Here is an 18191-nt window from a genome sequence, read left to right on the forward strand (position 1 = left end):
CCTGAGCAGGGCACGCCCGGTGCCGGTCCGGTCGTGACAGGCTCGGTCGTTGCAAAAAGGCCACCCGCGAGGGTGGCCTTTCTGTTGCTCAGGCGCTCTCGGTCGGGCGCCGGCGCACCGGGCGGTTGAACATCTCGACCTTCATCTTGCCGGGCTGCGTGAAACGCTCCACGCGCGGGGCCGAGCGGCTCTCGGCCTGGATTTCCTTGGCGGCCTCCTGCTCGCGGCGGGCGATGACTTCTTCCGCCTTTGCATGGTGGGGCGCCATCTTGCGCACCATTACGCGGCCGTCGCGCGGGAAGTAATGGATGCGGCGGGCGTGGATGTCGCCCAGATCCTGGGCACGTACCGGAATGCCTTCGGTCTTGAGATAGCTCAGCACGAATTGCGCATTGCGTTCGCCGATGTTCATCTGCTGCATCGCGCTCAGCACGGCGCCGCCGCCGAACACCTTGGCCTCGAGCCGTTCGCGCACCGCGCCGGCCTTGAGCAGCTCGTTGATCAGAACTTCCATCGCGAACGCGCCGTAGCGCATGGTGGCGGAAGCGGGCGACGAAGCATCACCTTCGGGCAGCATGAAGTGGTTCATGCCGCCGATGCCGTTGTGGGGGTCGCGTACACACGCGGCCACGCAAGAGCCCAACACCGTCGAGATCATGATGTCCTCGCCGGACGTGACGTAATACTCGTTCGGCAGCACTTTGACGGCTGGAGAACTGAACGCACTATCGAAATAGTGGCGCGTGGCGCGCGCGTCGGTTCGGGAGGACATACTTTCCTGGGGGCGCTCGCACACCTCACGGTGTGGAGTCAAAATTTCTTAAAAGATTTCAAATTGTGATTATTCAACGCAAGATTCGGTAATACAAGTGAATCTTGCGCGAGTGTTCACGGAATCGACGGCAACGCAGGCGGAATCAATCGCGATCTAATGTGTCCCCAGATATAATCGCGCCCCGGCATTGTGCCTTGTCGACACTCTACCCGGGGCGCTTGGCGGGCGTTCTGTGGATTAACGCACTTAAAAGCGCGTACTGCGGGTCACTGACCACCGGGCCGATAGGGCGCCGAGCGCGCCGGCGCCCAGAACGGCGGCCAGCAGAATGCCCGCGCTGGGCAGGTGCAGCGCGAATTCGGCGCCGTAGCTGCGCGCCAGACCGAGCACCGCGTGGTTGAGCGGCACCAGGGCGCCCGCCGCCGCGCCGACGGCGATCAGTGCCGCCAGGGCGCCCGTGAGCGCGCCCTGATACAGGAAGGGGCGGCGCACGAACGATTCGGTCGCGCCCACCAGGCGCGCCACCGCGATCTCCTCGCGCTGCGTGAGCGCCTGCATCCGCACCGTGTTGAACACGGTGGCCAGCACGACCACGGCCACGCACACCGCCAGGAATCCCAGGCCGATGCGGGCAAAGCGCAGGATGGCCTCGAGACGCTGCACCCAGGCACTGTCGAGCTGCACCTGATCCACGTTGTCCCATTGCCGCCATTGCGTGGCGAGACGGTCGGCCCGCGCGGCGAGGTCATCGCCCGGCGCCAGCGTGATCACGACCGCGTCAGGCAGCGGATTGCCGGGCAGCACGGCCAGCGCCTGTTCCCAGGCGGGGTTCTGGCGCAGATTGGCGAGCGCCTGATCGCGCGGAACCACGCGCACCGCGCCCGCCTCGTTGCCGAAGTCGGTGCGCACGCGGTTGGCCACGGTGTCGGCACTGCCCGCGGGGGCGTTCTGTTTCAGATAGATGGTGAGCTCTGGCGTGACCGAGATCTGCCGTGCCACGGGTTGCACCGACACCAGGATGGCGCTGCCCAGCAGGGGCAGTGCCAGCGCCAGGGCCATCACGAGCAGGTTGGCGAGCGACGAGAACGGCTGCTTGGCCAGACGGCGCAGCGTGATCGACAGGGCGTAGCGATGTTGACGCAGCCAGGACTTCATTCGGCCGCTCCGGTGGGGTTGTGCGAGTCGCTGAACTTGCCGTGGTCGATACGCAACATGCGATTGGCGAACCGGCTCATCAATTGTTGGTCGTGCGACGCGATCAGTGTGGTGACGCCGACACGGTTGAAGTCGCGGAAGACGTTCATGATGCGCTGGGCGTTGTCGTCATCGAGGTTGGCCGTCGGCTCGTCGGCGATCAGGATGGCCGGCCGATTCACGATGGCGCGCGCGATGGCGAGCCGCTGTTGCTCGCCGCCCGACAGCTCGACCGGATTGAGTTCTTCCTTGCCCGCCAGCCCGACCTTGTCGAGCGCGGCGCGGGCCCGCGCGGCGGCGGCAGTGGGCGCCTGTCCTAAAACAGCGAGCGGCAGCATCACATTGGCCAGGGCCGTGCGGTCGTAAAGCAGGTGGGTGTCCTGCAGAATCACGCCCACCGCCCGCCGCAGATACGGGCGCGCCCGGGCGGGCAGGCGGTCGAGACGCTGGCCGTTGACCTGGATCGAGCCGCGCGACGGCGGCTCGAGGCCGCCGATCAGCTTGAGCAGCGTGGATTTACCAGCGCCCGACGGACCGGAGACGAAAATGAATTCGCCGGGCTGCACCTGGAAGTTGATATCGGCCAGGATGTTGCGGCCGCGTCCGTAGGATTTGAAGACGTGCTGGAATTCAATCATGGCGACGTGGGAGTTGAAGCTGCAATAGTAACGCCCGCCGTTGCTTTTCCGCACTGCGACATTCAAGCAGGCATGTCAAGACGGTACGAATGCGAGTTTCCGCCAATTGTGGGACGTTAGAGGGCGATACGCGACTGTTCGGTGCACTTTGTCCCTTTATTAGGGATGGGTATAGGAAGGGATTGCCCCAATGTCCCCTAATTTCCACAGCCGCTACGATCCGCCCAAGCATCTCAACCCATACCTGGGGTCGAGCAGCGCTGTGGTCCTAAACAGGAGATCAACAATGAAAGTTCTGAAGCTCGCGGCTGTCGGTGCCGCGCTGTTCGCCGCGTCGACGGCTGCACATGCCGGTGCCACCTTCGACAACGTCAAGAAGAAGGGCTTCGTCCAGTGTGGCGTGTCGACCGGTATCGCCGGCTTCTCGATCGCCGACAGCAAAGGCGAATGGCAAGGTATCGACGTCGAAATGTGCCGCGCGGTCGCGGCGACGATGTTCGGTGATGCCAAGAAGATCAAGGTCACGCCGCTGAATACGCAGCAGCGTTTCACCGCCCTGCAATCGGGCGAAGTGGACGTGCTGACCCGCAACACCACCGTCACGCTGACGCGTGACACCACCCTGGGCCTGATCGGCGCCGGCGTCAACTACTACGACAGCCAGGGCGTGATGGTCAAAAAGGACCTGGGCGTCAAGAGCGCCAAGGAACTCGGCGGCGCCACCGTCTGCGTGCAGCCGGGCACCACCACCGAGCTGAACCTGGCCGACTGGTTCCGTGCCAACAAGATCGATTTCAAGCCGGTCGTGATCGACAAGTTCGACGAAATCGTGCGTGCGTTCTCCGCCGGTCGTTGCGACGCGTTCACCACCGACAAGTCGCAGCTCGCCTCCGTGCGTACCACGCTCGAGAACCCCGACAACTACGTGATCCTGCCGGAAGACTTCTCGAAGGAACCGCTGGGCCCGATGGTTCGCCAGGGCGACGAGCAATGGTTCAACGTCGTGCGCTGGAGCCTGAACGCGATGCTCGAGGCCGAGGAATACGGCATCACCTCGAAGAACGTCGACGAAATGACCAAGAGCTCCAACCCCAACATTCAGCGCATCCTCGGCGTGACGCCGGGCATGGGCAAGAACCTGGGTGTGGACGACAAGTGGGCGTACAACATCATCAAGCAGATCGGCAACTACGGCGAAAGCTTCGAACGCACGCTCGGCAAGGGCGGCCCGATGAAGCTGGAGCGCGGTCTGAACGCCTCCTACAAGCAGGGCGGCATCATGTACGGCTGGCCGGTGCGCTAAGTTCGGCTTCTTCCGCTGGCGCCTGATGGCGCCGGCCCCGCCGCGGTCCTGTCAGACCGCGGCGTGGGAAGCAGCAGTGACGGCGGGCCTGGCCCGCCGTTTGTAGTCTGACATCGGTAGATTTATTCATGACGACACAACAGAAAAACGCCCCGCTTCCGGCACCGCGACGTCGTCTCTCCTGGAATGATCCTGGCGTGCGCGCCGTGGTCTATCAGGTCGTCGCGCTGGTGGCTGTGGCGCTGGTCGCGTGGTTCCTGGTATCGAACACCCTGCATAACCTGTCTGTGCGAAACATCGCCACCGGGTTCGGGTTCCTGGACCGCGAGGCTGGCTTTGCGATCGGCGAAACCGCCGTCGCCTACCAACCCTCCGACACGTATGGGCGCGCCATCTGGGTGGGCCTGCTCAACACGCTGCGCGTGGCGGTGATCGGCATCGTGCTCGCCACGATTCTCGGCACCCTCATCGGTATCGGCCGTCTCTCGAAGAACTTTCTGGTTTCGCGCCTGACCTCGATGTACGTCGAAGTCATGCGCAACGTGCCGCTGCTGCTGCAGCTGTTCTTCTGGTACGCCCTGATCACGGAAAACATGCCCGGCCCGCGCCAGGCGCACAATCCGTTGCCCGGCGTGTTCATCTCCAACCGCGGCCTCAAGGTGCCGGGCATCGAGGGCAATTCGCTCGACTGGATGCTCGGCGGTCTCGCGCTCGCCATCGTCGGCATCATCGTGCTGGGTCACTGGGCTCGCAAGAACCAGGAACGCACCGGCCGCATGTTCCCGCTCGGCCGTGCCGCGCTGGGCCTGTTGATCGGCCTGCCGATCCTGGGCTGGCTCGTGAGCGGCGCGTCGCTGTCGCTCGACATGCCGGCGCTCAAGGGCTTCAACTTCCAGGGCGGCCTGACGCTCTCGCCTGAATTCGCCGCGCTGCTGGCGGGTCTGGTGATCTACACCTCGGCCTTCGTGGCCGAAGTGGTGCGCTCGGGCATCCAGGCGGTGAATCAGGGCCAGTGGGAGGCGTCCGAGTCGCTCGGTCTGCGCCGCTCGCAGGTGCTGCGCCTGGTGGTGCTGCCGCAAGCGCTGCGCGTGATCATCCCCCCGATGACCAGCCAGTATCTCAACCTCACCAAGAACAGCTCGCTCGCGGTGGCGATCGGCTATCCGGACATCGTGTCGGTGGTCAACACGACACTGAACCAGACCGGCCAGGCGATCGAGGGCATCCTGATCATCATGGGCGCGTACCTCACGGTCAGCCTGTCGATCTCGATCTTCATGAACTGGTACAACAAGCGCATCGCGCTGGTGGAGCGTTGATATGAGCAGCACTACGCAAACCACGCCGAGCCAGGGCCTGCCGCCGCCGTCCAATCAGGTCGGGGTCTGGCCGTGGATCAAGACGCGCCTGTTCTCCTCGCCGCTGTCGATCCTCGCGACGGTGCTGCTGGCCTGGCTGCTCCTGATGGCCGTGCCGGCCGTCATCGAGTGGGCCTTCATCCAGGCCAACTTCACGGCCACGACGGCCCAGGAATGCCGCGCGAGCGCGGGCGCCTGCTGGGCGTTCATCCGTGAAAAGCACCGCCTGATCCTGTTCGGCACGTATCCGTACGACGAGCAATGGCGTCCGCTGATCGCGACCATCATCCTGATCGCCGTGATCATCATGAGCGGCATGCGCCGCTTCTGGAACCTGGCCCTGCCCGTGATCTGGGTGGTCGGCCTGACGGCGGTCGCGGTCCTGATGTGGGGCGGCGTCTTCGGCCTGACCTACGTCGAGAACGCACGGTGGGGCGGTCTGCCCCTGACCCTGATCCTGGCCACGTTCGGCATCGCGTTCGCGTTCCCGATCGGCGTGCTGCTGGCCCTGGGCCGGCGCTCGCGCATGCCCGCGATCAAAGCCCTGTGCGTCGTGTACATCGAGCTGATCCGTGGCGTGCCGCTGATCAGCCTGCTGTTCATGTCCTCGGTGATGCTGCCGTTGTTCCTGCCCGAAGGCTTCTCGATCGACAAGCTGTTGCGGGCGCAGATCGCCATCATCATGTTCGCGGCGGCTTATATCGCCGAGACCGTGCGTGGCGGCCTGCAGGCCATTCCCAAGGGCCAGTACGAAGGCGCCGACTCGCTCGGTCTCTCGTATTGGCAATCCATGCGCAAGGTCGTCCTGCCGCAGGCGCTGAAGGTGGTGATTCCGCCGCTGGTGAGCATCTTCATCGCCCTGTTCAAGGACACTTCGCTCGTTGTCATCATCGGCATCTTCGACCTGACGCTCGCGGCCAAGGCCGCACTGTCGGACGCCGCGTGGCGCGGATTCGGAATCGAGGCGTATGTCTTCATCGCGCTCATCTATTTCGTGTTCTGCTACTCGATGTCCAAATACAGCCAGCGCCTCGAAAAGCGCCTGGCGACAGGTCATAAACGATAGAACCCAGTCCGCGACTCACATTGCATCGGGTCGCGGGCATTTTTCGGGAGTAAAGGCGTGACGGATGCCATTATTCGCTTGCAGGACGTGAACAAGTGGTACGGCCAGTTCCACGTGCTGCGCAACATCAATCTGGACGTGGCGCAGGGTGAACGGATCGTGATTTGCGGACCTTCGGGTTCCGGCAAATCCACCATGATCCGCTGCATCAACCGGCTCGAAGAGCACCAGCAAGGGCAGATCATTGTCGACGGCACCGAGCTCACCAACGATCTGAAGCAGATCGAGACGATCCGCAAGGACGTGGGCATGGTGTTCCAGCACTTCAATCTGTTCCCGCACCTGACCGTGCTGGAAAACCTGACGCTGGGCCCGACCTGGGTGCTCAAGAAGCCCAAGGCCGAAGCCGAAGCCACGGCCATGAAGTATCTGGAGCGCGTGCGCATTCCGGATCAGGCCAACAAGTATCCGGGCCAGCTCTCGGGCGGCCAGCAGCAGCGCGTGGCGATCGCCCGCTCGCTGTGCATGCACCCCAAGATCATGCTGTTCGATGAGCCGACCTCGGCCCTCGATCCGGAAATGGTCAAGGAAGTGCTGGACGTGATGGTGACCCTGGCCCAGGAAAGCGGCATGACCATGCTGTGCGTGACCCACGAAATGGGCTTCGCGCGCAAGGTGGCCAACCGCGTGATCTTCATGGACCGCGGCGAGATCATCGAGCAGAACACGCCCGACGAGTTCTTCGATAATCCGCAGAACGAGCGCACCAAGCTGTTCCTGAGCCAGATCCTGCACTGAGCAGACTGGCCCGCTCCCGGCCTTCGGCCGGGCAGGGCGGCGCGGTTCCCGGCAACGCCGCGGACCCGCGCCGCTTTTTATTTGCGGCGCTCGCGCCTGTGGGGCAAAGGGCAGAGGACGGGGCAGCCCAGCCGGGTTTTCACCGATTGGGTAACAGAGCGGTGGGGTATGCTACGTGCCGCACAGAAGTACAGACCTCCGGAGACTCACAAAAATGAAGCCCATTTCCGTCGTATCCACCACGCGCCGTGCGCTCGTGGGCGGCGCGCTGGCCCTGGCCGCGCTCGTATCCGTATCCGCCCCGGCCTACGCGGCCGACGACTACCCGAACAAGCCGCTGCGCTTCGTCGTGCCCTATCCCCCCGGTGGTCCGCTGGACACCATGGCCCGTCTGCTGGCCGAAAAGGTGCGCGCTTCGCTGGGCCAGCCCGTCATCGTGGAAAACCGCGGCGGCGCGGGTGGCAACATCGGCGCCGATCTGGCGGCCAAGGCGCAGCCCGACGGCTACACGCTGGTGATGGGCGCGGTCGCCACGCACGCGATCAACCCGTTCCTGTTCGCCAACCTGCCCTACGACCCGGTCAAGGACTTCGCGCCCGTCACCATCGTGGCCTCGGTGCCGAACGTGCTCGTGATGAACAACGACTTCGCCACGAAGAACAACATCAAGAGCGTGGCCGACCTGATCGAATACGCCAAGGCCAACCCGGGCCGCCTGAACTACGGCTCCGGCGGCAACGGCAGCGCGGGCCATCTGGCCGGCGAACTGCTCAAGGCCCGTGCCGGCATCTCGGTCGAGCACATTCCCTACCAGGGCGCCGCCCCGGCCCAGCTCGCGCTGCTGTCGGGTCAATCCGACTTCATGTTCGACAACCTCGCGTCGTCCGCGCCTCTCATCAAGGACGGCAAGGTCAAGGCGCTGGCGGTCACGACCGCGAAGCGCTCGTCGCTGCTGTCGGACGTGCCCACGATCGAAGAAGCCGGCGTGAAGGGCTTCGACCTCGGCACCTGGTTCGGCGTGTTCACGACCGGCGGCACGCCCGCGCCGGTGGTGGAGAAGCTGAACAAGGCCTACGTCGACGCGCTGCGCCAGCCCGACGTGCGCCAGCGCCTGCTCACCATGGGTTCGGAAGCCGAGCCGATGACCTCGGCCGAGTTCAGCAACTTCGTGAAGACCGAGAAGGACAAGTACCAGGAGATCGTGAAGATCTCGGGTGCCAGCCTGAACTGATCGGGTTCTTTTCGGGGGGCGTCGTGCCAGACCTGCGGGTCCGGGGCGGCGCCCCTTGTCCATCATGACCTACATGTTCATCAAGATGGCGCACGGCGCCGCGCTGGCCGTCTGGCTCGGCGGACTGTTGCTGCTTTCCACGGTGCTGTCGTTTCCGGCCGCGCGAGCCGAGGGCGAGGCCCCCGGGCGCTTCCTGGAAGGGCTGGCGCGCTGGAATCTGGGCGTCACGGTGCCCGCCATGGTGCTGACCTGGATGCTCGGCATCACGCTCGCGCTGATGGTCGGCTGGTTCGGCCACCGCTGGCTGGACGTCAAGCTCGCCATCGTGGCGATGCTGACCCTGCTGCAGGCGCTGCAGACGCTGTGGCTGGCGCGGCTGCTGCGACCGGCGCCGATCATGCCGCCCGCCTGGGCGGCGCTGGGCGCCGTGCTGGTGTTTCTGGGCGCCAGCGGCGCCATCCTGCTGGCGCTCGCCAAGCCGTTCTATTGATGTGACGGGGGCGGGCCGCGTAGGCCGGGCCGGGCCGCGTAGGCCGCGCAGGCCGCGCAGGCCGCGCGCCGGCCAGGTGCCTGGCGCCGTCAGCCGCGCGGTGCGTCCGACGCCCACCCCTTGGAGAGCGCCACCGCCTGGCGCCAGCGCGCCATGCGGGCTTCGCGCAGCTCGGCGGGCCAGCTCGGCTCGAAGGTGCGTTCGGCTTCCCACTGCCCGGCGAACTCGTCGAGCGATTTCCAGAACCCCACGGCCAGACCCGCGAGCCCGGCCGCGCCGCGCGCGGTGGACTCGGCCACGCGCGGGCGCACCACCGGTACGCCGAGCAGGTCGGCCTGCATCTGCATCAACAGGTCGTTGCGCGAGGCGCCACCGTCCACGCGCAACTCCGACAGCGCGATGCCGCTGTCGGCGTTCATGCAGGTGAGCAGCTCCGCGCTTTGCAGCGCGATCGATTCGAGCGTGGCGCGCGCGATATGGGCGCGCGTGGTGCCGCGCGTCAGGCCGATCAGCGTGCCGCGCGCGTAAGGGTCCCAGTAGGGGGCGCCGAGACCGGCGAAAGCCGGCACCATGAACACGTCATCGGTGTCGGCCACGCTCGCGGCCAGCGGCTCGACGTCTTCGGAGTGCTGGATGATGCCCAGGCCGTCGCGCAGCCACTGCACCGCCGCGCCCGCCTGAAATACACCGCCCTCGAGCATGTAGGTGGAGCGCCAGTCGGCGCCGCCGTCGGTCAGGCCCCAGCCCACCGTGGACAGCAGGTTGTTGGCCGAACGGACCGGTTCGCCGCCCACATTCATCAGCATGAAGCAGCCGGTGCCGTAGGTGTTCTTGGCCATGCCCGGCTTGAAGCACGCCTGGCCGAAGGTGGCGGCCTGCTGATCGCCCGCCACGCCGGCGATGGGAATGGCGCCGCCGAGCAGCTCGGGCAGCGACCGTCCCACCTCGCCGCTGCTCGGCGCGATGGTGGGCAGGATGCCGCGCGGGATGTTCAGCAGCTCGAGGATCTCGTCGCTCCAGTCCTGGCGGCGGATGTCGTAGAGCATGGTGCGCGAGGCGTTGCTCGGGTCGGTGCTGTGCACCGCGCCGCCGGTCAGTTGCCAGATCAGCCAGGTGTCGATCGTGCCGAAGGCGAGTTCGCCGCGTTCGGCCATCTGGCGTGCCTTGGGCACGTGATCGAGCAGCCAGGCAAGCTTGGTGCCCGAAAAATACGCGTCGACCACCAGGCCGGTGCGCTCCTGCAGAAACTCGCCGTGACCATCGGCCTGCAATTGCTCGCACAGCGGCGCGGTGCGGCGGTCCTGCCAGACGATCGCGCGGGCGAGCGGGCGGCCGGTGGCGCGCTCCCAGATGAGGGTGGTTTCGCGCTGGTTGGTGATGCCGATCGCGGCGATGTCGGCCGCGCTCGCGCCGGCGTTGCGCAGCGCCTCGCGGGCGACGTCGAGCTGGCTGTGCCAGATTTCGGTGGCGTCGTGTTCGACCCAGCCCGGACGCGGATAATGCTGGCGAAACTCGCGCTGGCCCAGGCCGCGCACGGTGCCGGCGCGGTCGAACACGATGGCGCGGGAGCTGGTGGTGCCCTGGTCGAGGGCGAGCACGAATTCAGTCGTCATTGCGTGAAGCCTTGGCGGAGTTGAGTTGGTCGCCCGCGCCCGGCGCAAGCCGGCGGAACGAGAGCATCGAAGCCGTGCACAGCAGGCCGATCACCACGAACGCCACGACCACGTCGCCGATGGCCAGGGTGCTGGCGCCGCGCACGGTCATGCTGACGTTGATCGCGACGGCCGCCACGCCCACCCCGAGGCTGATGCCCAGTTGCTGGGCCATGGCCGCGAAGCTGCTCGCGCTGCTCATTTTTTCGGGCGGAATGTCGGCATAGGTTAGCGTATTTACCGCGGTGAACTGCAGCGAGCGGAAGAAGCCGCCGACCAGCAGCACGGCGATCATCAGCCACACCGGCGTGTTGGGCGTGAAGGCGCCGTTGAACACGATGAAGACGCCGGTCAGCACGGCGTTGACCGTGAGCACGCGGCGAAAGCCGTAGTAGGTGACGATGCGCGCGGCCACGAATTTCATGAGCAGCGCGCCGGCGGCGCTGGCGAAGGTGATCATCCCCGCTTCGAACGGCGACAGGCCGAATCCCACCTGCAACAGCATGGCCAGCAGGAAGGGCACGGCGCCGACCGCGAAGCGGCACAGATTGCCGCCCAGCGCCGAGATCGCGAAGGTGGGAATGCGCAGCAGCGACAGGTCGATGATCGGATGCGCCACCCGGCGCGAGTGCCATACGTAAAGCACGCCGCACAGCAGCCCGCCGCCCAGCAGCGCGCCCAGGGTGAGCGGCGAGACCAGGCCGTGACCGAGCGCCTCGAAGCCGCTCACCAGCGCGGCCAGCGCGATGCCGCTGAGAAGAAAGCCGATGAAGTCGAGCCGGTGCGTGTCTTTCTCGCGCACGTCCTGCACGTAGCGCAACACCAGGGCGATGCCCAGGATGCCGATCGGAATGTTGATCAGGAAGATCCAGTGCCACGACATGTAGGTCACCATGAAGCCGCCCAGGGGCGGTCCGATGACCGGGCCGAGCAGCGCCGGGATCGAGAGAAACGACATGGCCCGCAGCAGGTCTTCCTTGGGCACCGTGCGCAGCAGGATGATGCGTCCCACCGGGACCATCATCGCGCCCGCCATGCCCTGCACGATGCGGGCCGCCACCAGTTCGGTCAGGTCGCGCGACAGGGCACAGGCGATGGAGCTGAACGTGAACAGCGCGATCGCCGCGATGAACACCCGCCGCGCGCCGAAGCGGTCGGCCGCCCAGCCGCTGATCGGCACGAACACCGCCACGGCCAGCAGGTACGAAGTGATCGCCACGTTCAGGCGCACCGGCGTCGAATTGAGCGCCGCCGCCATCGCCGGCAGGGCGGTCGCCACGACCGTGGAGTCCAGCATCTGCATGAACAGCGCACAGCCGACGATGAATGGAATCATCCTGGCCGCCCGGGCGGCCTCCGGGTCTCGGGGACGGGAGGGCAGGGCGGCGGAAGATGGGTCGGCGGGCATGTGGCGGGGTGCTAGCGGGTTTGCCGTGTGGCGGCATGCATGCGGGGCCGCGGGCCCCGGGGCAGAGCTGACGATTGTAACGCCGGGCGGCTGACGCCGAGGCGTCGTCCGAACCCTGCGGGGCGGGGGGCGGCGGCCTGGTCCCGCCGGCTACAGTAAACTATGATGCATTCCCCCACTAACCCTCTGGTCATAGCGGTTGCACCATGGCGAAGAATTACGAATCCGAAATCACCCAATTCCTCAAAGAGTACAAGGCCGCTCATCCTGACGTCGAACAGCGTCAGCGCGAAGGCCGTGGCCGTCTCTGGGACAAGCCCCAGGACACCGAGCTGCTCGAGGGTTTCCGTGCCGGCCGCGTGCCGCAACGGCCCTACGTCTACGCGGCCGACTGAGTCACGGCGCCGGTAACGCGAGCACGGCTACATGTCTCATCCGAACGGCTCCATTTCCGGCGACGATCTGGCCGCGCTGGTGCAACCGCAGGTCGACACCACGCCCGATACCATCGATAGCGTGGCGTTCGCGCGCCTGTACGGCGAGCCGTTGTTCCAGCTGCCCAACGATCTCTACATCCCGCCGGATGCGCTCGAGATCTTTCTCGAGGCGTTCGAAGGGCCGCTCGACCTTCTGCTCTACCTGATCCGCAAACAGAACTTCAACGTGCTGGACATCCCGATGGCGGATGTCACGCGTCAGTACCTGTCGTACGTGGATCAGATCCGGGTGCACAACCTCGAGCTCGCCGCCGAGTATCTGCTCATGGCGGCCATGCTGATCGAGATCAAGTCGCGCATGCTGCTGCCGGTGCGCAAGTCGGATACCGGCGAAGAGCCCGAGGATCCGCGTGCCGAGCTGGTGCGCCGCCTGCTCGAATACGAGCAGATGAAGCTCGCGGCCCAGCGCCTCGACAAAATCCCGCAGATCGGCCGCGACTTTCATGGATCGCAGGCCGTGGCCGAGATCAGCGTCGAGCGGGCGTTGCCCGACGTGAGCGTCGATGATCTGCGGGCCGCCTGGGCCGACATCATGAAGCGGGCCAAGCTCAACCAGCACCACCACATCACGCGTGAGCAGTTGTCGGTGCGTGACCACATGACCCATATCCTGAGGCGCCTGAACGACGTGCGCTTCATGGAGTTCGGCGAGCTCTTCCTGGAGCGCATCCGCGAAGGCGCGCCGACGGCCGTGGTGGTCGTGCATTTCATCGCCATGCTCGAACTGGCCCGCGAATCTCTGCTCGAGATCACGCAGGCCGAACCCTACGCGCCGATCTACGTGCGCCTGGCCTACACCAGCGTGGCCGCCGCCGCCTGACGGCAGCCCCGGCCGGCCCGCCGCACCGGGTCAGCCACGGCGGCTGCCGCGTCCGGCCCGTGTCCCGCTGCTGACGCCCGTTGTCAGAAACCGGAGAGTTTCCTTGAAAGTCGTACACACCATTCAAGACCTGCGCGACCACCTGCGCGGGCAAAACCGCGTGGCCTTCGTGCCGACCATGGGCAACCTCCACGAGGGGCACCTGGCACTCATGAAACTGGCGCGGCAGCACGGCGATCCGGTCGTCACCAGCATCTTCGTCAACCGCCTGCAGTTCGGTCCCAACGAGGATTTCGATCGCTACCCGCGCACGCTGCAGGCCGACGTCGAGAAAATGGACCGCGACCGCGACGTGTACATGGTCTTCGCGCCCGACGAGCGCGAGATGTACCCCGAGCCGCAAAGCTACCGCGTGCAGCCGCCCGACGATCTGGGCGACATTCTCGAAGGCGAGTTCCGTCCGGGCTTTTTTGCCGGCGTGTGCACGGTCGTGCTCAAGCTGTTTTCGTGCGTGCAGCCGCGCGTCGCCGTCTTTGGCAAAAAGGATTATCAGCAGCTCATGATCGTGCGCAGCATGGTGCGCCAGTTCCAGCTGCCGCTGGAGATCATCGCCCACGAAACGGTGCGCGCGCCCGATGGCCTCGCGCTGTCGTCGCGCAATCGTTACCTCACGGCGCAGGAGCGCAGCGAAGCGCCCGAGCTTTACGCCACCCTTTCGCACGTGCGCCAGCAGGTGCTGGATGGCGGCCGCGACGTGCCCGCGCTCGAGGCGGCCGCGCGCGAACGCCTCGCGGCGCGTGGCTGGCAGGTCGATTACGTGGCGGTGCGCCGCCAGCGCGACCTGAAGGCGCCCGAGCGGGCCGAGATGGAAGCCGGCGAGCCGCTGGTGGTGCTCGCCGCCGCCAAGCTGGGCGCCACCCGCCTGATCGACAACCTCGAAGTCTGAGCGCTGCCGGGCCGGCCTCGGCCGCCCGGATCATCGCGTCACACCTGTCAGTTGCCGCAGTTCCGCGGGCGCGTGCTCATTGCGCACACTCTCTGCAATCGCTCATTGCAGAGAGACGCCATGTGGAACATCCCGCCCGCAGCCCCGACGCTCTCGCCGGCCCCGGCCCCGGCCGCGGCCCCGCCTCGTCATATCGCGCTTGCCCTGCCCACGCCGCGGCCCCTGCGCGATGGCGCCGGCATGTCGCCGCAGGCTCCGCCGGGCCCATTGCGGGAGCCCCCCGCCTGCTACGCGCCGCTCACCCCGCGCGAACGCCAGGTGCTGGTTTATCTCAGTGCGGGCCAGTCCAACAAAGTGATCGCCATCGATCTGGGGATCTCCATGCGCACGGCCGAGGCGCACCGCGCGCGCATCCTGCGCAAGATGGGGGTGCGCACCGCGCAGCAGCTCGGCTGCCTCACGTGTCCCTATCGTTTGGGCGTACTGCCCGGATCGGCTGATGCCGCGCCCATGAAAACGGGCCCCGCTCAGGGGGCCCGTTGATCGGCGTGTGCGCGCCGCGGCCGAGGGGTGAACCCCCCGGCGCGGGGCTCAGCGCCGCATTAACCCGGGCACTGGGTCTCGGCCTGCTTGAGCTCGGCGATCGGGTCGAGGTCGGGCTGGCGCGTGAGGGTGTACGCGAGATTGGGGGTGTGGCCGTTGACCGAGCGCACGCGCAGCGTGTTGTAGAGCGGCATGCTCAGGTCGGCGCGCATATTGCCGGCGCCGTCGAGCAGCAGCACGCGCGGCGGGCGTTCCTGGGTGGCATCCCAGCAGCCTTGCTCGTACGACGGCGCGGTCTTGCCGGGCGTGTTTTCGAGGTAGGTGAGGCGCGCGCGCCAGCGGCCGTTGGGCGCCAGCGTGAGCGTGACGCGCTGGGCTTCGCAATTGAGCGCGGTCGCGAAGCAGGGCAGGGTGCCCTGGAAGGTCTGTGCCTGCGGGATCAGCTCGGCATTGGCCGAACGCGGCGTGCCGGCGGCCACGGCGGCGCTACCGCCGCCCGAGCCCTCGCCCTGCGGGATGGCCTGGCCGTCTTCGGCGACCGGGCCGTTGGCCGGGTTCTGCTGTTGTTGTTGCGGATTGGGCTGGCGCGGCTTGAGCTCGATCTGCAACTGCGACGGCGCGTGCACGACCGTGCGGTAGCCGGCGGCCTGGCCCTGGTACTGGGCGTCGGTGATGGTGCTTTCACCGGGCGGGTTGTAATAGCCTTCGGTGCGCTGTTGGGCGCAGCCCGCCAGAACGGCGATGGCGGCGAGGGCGGCATACGGGGCCAGCGTGCGGCCGGTGGAGCGATGGGCGGGAGGCTGGGCAGGCATGGCGCACGTCCGGAAGGTTCTTGGTCTGTCGCTAATTCTACGCATATCTGCGCATATCCGATACGCTGGCCCGGCCGGCGCCGCGCCGCCGGCCGGGCCCCGCGTTTGATGATTTTTGCGCCTGACGGAATAATGCCGCGTGGGGTCTGCGCCGGGTGGCGCAACAACCCACCCACTGGACGATCCGATGATCTGGCATGAGCTGCAATGGAATCCGGTCTGGGCTGCCGCGCTGGCTGCATTGCTGGGCCTGGCCGTCGGCGGGATCCTGACCCTGGTGGTGTACCGCCTGCCGGTGGCGCTGCGGCGCGCATGGCGCGGCGGGCTGGCGACGCCGCGCCCGCTGCGCGGCGAGCGGCTGCGTGCTTGGCCGCTGGCCGGGTGGTGGCTCGCGCGCGCCGGGCATATCGGCCGGCGCGCCCGGGCCGGGCGCCAGGGCTTCGGCCCGGGCTGGGCGCTGCCCCTCATGGAGTGCGCGTGCGCGGCGCTATTTGTCGCCTGCCTGTGGCGCTTCGGCGTGAGCCTGGCCGCCCTGGCCGCGATGGCCCTGTGCGCGGCGCTGCTCACGCTGGCCTGGATCGACCTGCGCGTGGGCCTGCTGCCCGACGTGCTCACGCTGCCGCTGGCCTGGGCCGGGCTGCTCGTGAATCTGCACCACGGCTTCGTGCCGCTGCCGCAGGCCGTGCTCGGCGCCGTCGCGGGGTACCTGTTCCTCTGGCTGGTGTTTCACGTGTTTCGCCTGTGCACCGGTCGCGACGGCATGGGTTATGGTGATTTCAAATTAAGTGCGGCGCTGGGGGCCTGGCTCGGCCTGGGCGCGTTGCCCGGCGTGCTGCTGGTGGCGTCGCTTTCGGGGGTGCTGGTGGGCTGGATGCTGCGCCGGGCCGGCCGGGTCGAGCGCGGTCAGCCGCTGCCTTTCGCGCCTTTTCTTGCCGGCGCGGGCCTGCTGGAGCTGTTCATGCACGACCGCGGCCTGCCGCTGATAGGCTGAGTTTTTTCTTTTGGATGCACTTGATATGTACAGCATCGGTTTGACGGGGGGGATCGGCTCGGGCAAGACCCGCGTGGCGGACCTGCTCGCCGAATGGGGCGCCGCCGTCATCGACACCGACGACATCTCGCGCGGCCTCACCGCGGCGGGCGGCGGCGCGATGGCCGCGATCGTGGCCGGCTTTGGCCCGGTGGCCGCCGACCCGTCCGGCGCACTGGACCGCGCCTGGATGCGCGAGCTGGTGTTCCGCGACCCCGAGGCCCGCGGCCGTCTCGAGGCCATCCTGCATCCGCTCATTACCGCGGCGACCGTGCGCGCCTCGGAAGCCGCCGCCGGCGCGCCCTACCAGGTCTTCGTGGTGCCGCTGCTGGTCGAGTCCGGGCGCTGGCGCGAGCGGGTCGACCGCATCTGCGTGGTCGACTGCGATCCCGATACCCAGGTCGAGCGGGTGGGGCGGCGCAGCGGGCTGACGCCGGAGGCCATCCGTCGTATCATGGCGGTGCAAGTGCCGCGCGCCACCCGGCTCGCCGCCGCCGATGATGTCATCGTCAACGACGGCGCGACCACCCCGCTTCAGCTGATGGAACGGGCGCGCGCGCTGCATGACCGCTGGCTCGAGCTGGCGGGCGCCAAGGACCGGGCCGTGCACGTCGGGCAACAGGCACCGCGACCCTGAGCATCTGGCTTGCGGGCCCCGTGTCCGCACGCCGCCCTACAAGACTCATCGTTAGCGTCAATAGGCTCAGATCAGCGTGATTCTTTTTGAATATCCCTTCAACGAGCGTATTCGCGCTTATCTGCGGCTGGAGTATCTGTTCGACAGATTGGCGTTCTTCGCTGGCGAGGGAGACGCGCGGATGCACCAGATCGCCGTCGCCACGTTGTTCGACATTCTCGAGGCCGGCGAACGCACCGACATGAAGAGCGCCGTGCTCCAGGATCTGGAGCGCCAGCGCACCAGCCTGGTCGCGCTGCGCGACCACCCCGGCGTGGCCCAGGATGCGCTCGAGATCATGCTCTCCGACATGGAGCGCGTGGTCGGGGCACTGCAGGCCCAGGGCAAGACCGGCCAATCCCTGCGCGAAAACGAATGGCTCGTGAGCCTGCGCGGCCGTCTGGCCGTGCCGGGCGGCGCCACGCAGGTCGACATGCCGTCGTATCACGCCTGGCAACACAAACCGGAGGCCGCGCGCCGTGCCGACCTCCAGGCCTGGATCGCACCGCTGATGCCGCTGGCCGAGGGCCTCGCCATGGCCTTGCGGCTGCTGCGCGAATCGGGACGCCGCGCCGACATCGCCGCCGAACAGGGCGCCTACCAGCAGATGCTGGCCGGCAAGACCTTCCAGCTGCTGCGCGTCTGGGTGGATCCGGAGCAAGGCGTGTTTCCGGAAATCAGCGCCAACAAGTACATGGTCTGGATCCGCTTTTCCGTCCAGGATGGCGGCGTCAAGCCGCAACAGGTGGGTCGCGACGTGCCGTTCCAGATGTCGCTGTGCACCGCCTGAGCGCCTTCCTCTTCCTTCCCCTTTTGCACAATCCCGTCCGGCGGCGCGCGTCGCGCCTCGCCACCCGCGCCTGTACGCCCTAGGCCCGGACCGGGCGCGCGGCTTGCCTCGGGGGGCGCACGCTCGGCCTCTCGGGTCGGCTGCGCGTGCCCGGTTCTGGCCGG

The 18191-nt window shown here is 67.1% G+C and carries 19 protein-coding genes; 13 read left to right on the forward strand and 6 right to left on the reverse strand.

Annotation, left to right across the window (positions count from 1 at the left end):
• Window positions 1–88: 88 nt before the first annotated feature.
• The 3 genes from cheD to CAL25_RS03420 form a co-directional block, all read right to left on the reverse strand.
• On the reverse strand, window positions 89–772 hold the full coding sequence (gene cheD, locus CAL25_RS03410; RefSeq protein ID WP_094798510.1) for a chemoreceptor glutamine deamidase CheD: 684 nt from the start codon (window positions 770–772) through the stop codon (window positions 89–91).
• A gap of 249 nt (window positions 773–1021) precedes the next feature.
• Window positions 1022–1930: a cell division protein FtsX gene (locus CAL25_RS03415; protein WP_094798511.1), complete on the reverse strand. Its 909-nt coding sequence runs from the start codon at window positions 1928–1930 to the stop codon at window positions 1022–1024.
• The gene (locus CAL25_RS03420; RefSeq protein ID WP_094798742.1) at window positions 1927–2607 is read right to left on the reverse strand and encodes a cell division ATP-binding protein FtsE; all 681 of its coding nucleotides are present in this window, start codon (window positions 2605–2607) and stop codon (window positions 1927–1929) included. Before CAL25_RS03420 ends, CAL25_RS03415 begins: the two co-directional genes overlap by 4 nt.
• A 286-nt stretch (window positions 2608–2893) precedes the next feature.
• On the opposite strand from CAL25_RS03420, the gene CAL25_RS03425 reads away from it, so the two are divergent.
• From CAL25_RS03425 to CAL25_RS03450, 6 genes are all read left to right on the forward strand, one after another.
• Window positions 2894–3910: an amino acid ABC transporter substrate-binding protein gene (locus tag CAL25_RS03425; protein ID WP_094798512.1), complete on the forward strand. Its 1017-nt coding sequence runs from the start codon at window positions 2894–2896 to the stop codon at window positions 3908–3910.
• 128 nt (window positions 3911–4038) lie between these two features.
• Complete coding sequence (locus CAL25_RS03430; protein WP_094798513.1) at window positions 4039–5229, forward strand: amino acid ABC transporter permease; 1191 nt, start codon at window positions 4039–4041, stop codon at window positions 5227–5229.
• Window position 5230: 1 nt separating this feature from the next.
• Window positions 5231–6334 carry an amino acid ABC transporter permease gene (locus CAL25_RS03435; RefSeq protein WP_094798514.1) on the forward strand — a complete coding sequence of 368 codons (1104 nt, stop codon included), beginning with the start codon at window positions 5231–5233 and terminating at the stop codon, window positions 6332–6334.
• Window positions 6335–6391: 57 nt separating this feature from the next.
• Window positions 6392–7132 carry an amino acid ABC transporter ATP-binding protein gene (locus tag CAL25_RS03440; protein WP_094798515.1) on the forward strand — a complete coding sequence of 247 codons (741 nt, stop codon included), beginning with the start codon at window positions 6392–6394 and terminating at the stop codon, window positions 7130–7132.
• A gap of 214 nt (window positions 7133–7346) precedes the next feature.
• Entirely contained in the window at window positions 7347–8363 is a 1017-nt protein-coding gene (locus CAL25_RS03445) for a Bug family tripartite tricarboxylate transporter substrate binding protein (protein ID WP_094798516.1), read from the forward strand.
• A 64-nt stretch (window positions 8364–8427) separates the two neighbouring features.
• The gene (locus CAL25_RS03450; RefSeq protein WP_249278949.1) at window positions 8428–8853 is read left to right on the forward strand and encodes a CopD family protein; all 426 of its coding nucleotides are present in this window, start codon (window positions 8428–8430) and stop codon (window positions 8851–8853) included.
• A gap of 89 nt (window positions 8854–8942) precedes the next feature.
• On the opposite strand, the gene glpK is transcribed toward CAL25_RS03450, so the two are convergent.
• Together glpK and CAL25_RS03460 are read right to left on the reverse strand one after the other, a co-directional pair.
• The gene (gene glpK / locus CAL25_RS03455; RefSeq protein ID WP_094798518.1) at window positions 8943–10466 is read right to left on the reverse strand and encodes a glycerol kinase GlpK; all 1524 of its coding nucleotides are present in this window, start codon (window positions 10464–10466) and stop codon (window positions 8943–8945) included.
• A complete protein-coding gene (locus CAL25_RS03460; protein ID WP_094798519.1) occupies window positions 10456–11913 on the reverse strand; it encodes a DHA2 family efflux MFS transporter permease subunit in 1458 nt (485 codons plus the stop codon). Before CAL25_RS03460 ends, glpK begins: the two co-directional genes overlap by 11 nt.
• A 206-nt stretch (window positions 11914–12119) precedes the next feature.
• Here CAL25_RS03460 and CAL25_RS03465 point away from each other — a divergent pair, with 206 nt between their 5' ends.
• From CAL25_RS03465 to CAL25_RS03480, 4 genes are all read left to right on the forward strand, one after another.
• Window positions 12120–12308, forward strand: coding sequence for a DUF3460 family protein (locus tag CAL25_RS03465; RefSeq protein ID WP_094798520.1), 189 nt, complete (start codon window positions 12120–12122; stop codon window positions 12306–12308).
• 31 nt (window positions 12309–12339) lie between these two features.
• Window positions 12340–13230 (forward strand): segregation and condensation protein A, encoded by an 891-nt coding sequence (locus CAL25_RS03470; protein WP_094798521.1) that lies wholly within the window; start codon window positions 12340–12342, stop codon window positions 13228–13230.
• 103 nt (window positions 13231–13333) lie between these two features.
• The gene (gene panC, locus CAL25_RS03475) at window positions 13334–14176 is read left to right on the forward strand and encodes a pantoate--beta-alanine ligase (RefSeq protein WP_094798522.1); all 843 of its coding nucleotides are present in this window, start codon (window positions 13334–13336) and stop codon (window positions 14174–14176) included.
• A 120-nt stretch (window positions 14177–14296) separates the two neighbouring features.
• Window positions 14297–14719 (forward strand): response regulator transcription factor, encoded by a 423-nt coding sequence (locus CAL25_RS03480; protein WP_249278929.1) that lies wholly within the window; start codon window positions 14297–14299, stop codon window positions 14717–14719.
• Between the two features lie 59 nt (window positions 14720–14778).
• Here the strand turns inward: CAL25_RS03480 and CAL25_RS03485 are convergent, their stop codons facing one another.
• Complete coding sequence (locus CAL25_RS03485; RefSeq protein WP_141217881.1) at window positions 14779–15531, reverse strand: copper resistance protein NlpE N-terminal domain-containing protein; 753 nt, start codon at window positions 15529–15531, stop codon at window positions 14779–14781.
• 187 nt (window positions 15532–15718) lie between these two features.
• On the opposite strand from CAL25_RS03485, the gene CAL25_RS03490 reads away from it, so the two are divergent.
• The 3 genes from CAL25_RS03490 to zapD all read left to right on the forward strand — a co-directional run bounded on the left by CAL25_RS03490 (window position 15719) and on the right by zapD (window position 18027).
• A complete protein-coding gene (locus CAL25_RS03490; RefSeq protein ID WP_094798523.1) occupies window positions 15719–16522 on the forward strand; it encodes a prepilin peptidase in 804 nt (267 codons plus the stop codon).
• A gap of 25 nt (window positions 16523–16547) precedes the next feature.
• The gene (gene coaE / locus CAL25_RS03495) at window positions 16548–17198 is read left to right on the forward strand and encodes a dephospho-CoA kinase (protein ID WP_094798524.1); all 651 of its coding nucleotides are present in this window, start codon (window positions 16548–16550) and stop codon (window positions 17196–17198) included.
• A 76-nt stretch (window positions 17199–17274) separates the two neighbouring features.
• Window positions 17275–18027, forward strand: coding sequence for a cell division protein ZapD (zapD, locus tag CAL25_RS03500; protein WP_094798525.1), 753 nt, complete (start codon window positions 17275–17277; stop codon window positions 18025–18027).
• Window positions 18028–18191: the final 164 nt, after the last annotated feature.

This window comes from Bordetella genomosp. 5, assembly GCF_002261315.1.
Classification (GTDB): Bacteria; Pseudomonadota; Gammaproteobacteria; order Burkholderiales; family Burkholderiaceae_B; genus Bordetella.

Bases quoted from the DNA above. Each gene is read 5' to 3' on its own strand.
- cheD (WP_094798510.1), bottom strand. From the start codon at position 772: ATGTCCTCCCGAACCGACGCGCGCGCCACGCGCCACTATTTCGATAGT.
- CAL25_RS03415 (WP_094798511.1), bottom strand. From the start codon at position 1,930: ATGAAGTCCTGGCTGCGTCAACATCGCTACGCCCTGTCGATCACGCTG.
- CAL25_RS03420 (WP_094798742.1), bottom strand. From the start codon at position 2,607: ATGATTGAATTCCAGCACGTCTTCAAATCCTACGGACGCGGCCGCAAC.
- CAL25_RS03425 (WP_094798512.1), top strand. From the start codon at position 2,894: ATGAAAGTTCTGAAGCTCGCGGCTGTCGGTGCCGCGCTGTTCGCCGCG.
- CAL25_RS03430 (WP_094798513.1), top strand. From the start codon at position 4,039: ATGACGACACAACAGAAAAACGCCCCGCTTCCGGCACCGCGACGTCGT.
- CAL25_RS03435 (WP_094798514.1), top strand. From the start codon at position 5,231: ATGAGCAGCACTACGCAAACCACGCCGAGCCAGGGCCTGCCGCCGCCG.
- CAL25_RS03445 (WP_094798516.1), top strand. From the start codon at position 7,347: ATGAAGCCCATTTCCGTCGTATCCACCACGCGCCGTGCGCTCGTGGGC.
- CAL25_RS03450 (WP_249278949.1), top strand. From the start codon at position 8,428: ATGACCTACATGTTCATCAAGATGGCGCACGGCGCCGCGCTGGCCGTC.
- glpK (WP_094798518.1), bottom strand. From the start codon at position 10,466: ATGACGACTGAATTCGTGCTCGCCCTCGACCAGGGCACCACCAGCTCC.
- CAL25_RS03460 (WP_094798519.1), bottom strand. From the start codon at position 11,913: ATGCCCGCCGACCCATCTTCCGCCGCCCTGCCCTCCCGTCCCCGAGAC.
- CAL25_RS03465 (WP_094798520.1), top strand. From the start codon at position 12,120: ATGGCGAAGAATTACGAATCCGAAATCACCCAATTCCTCAAAGAGTAC.
- CAL25_RS03470 (WP_094798521.1), top strand. From the start codon at position 12,340: ATGTCTCATCCGAACGGCTCCATTTCCGGCGACGATCTGGCCGCGCTG.
- CAL25_RS03480 (WP_249278929.1), top strand. From the start codon at position 14,297: ATGTGGAACATCCCGCCCGCAGCCCCGACGCTCTCGCCGGCCCCGGCC.
- CAL25_RS03485 (WP_141217881.1), bottom strand. From the start codon at position 15,531: ATGCCTGCCCAGCCTCCCGCCCATCGCTCCACCGGCCGCACGCTGGCC.
- CAL25_RS03490 (WP_094798523.1), top strand. From the start codon at position 15,719: ATGATCTGGCATGAGCTGCAATGGAATCCGGTCTGGGCTGCCGCGCTG.
- coaE (WP_094798524.1), top strand. From the start codon at position 16,548: ATGTACAGCATCGGTTTGACGGGGGGGATCGGCTCGGGCAAGACCCGC.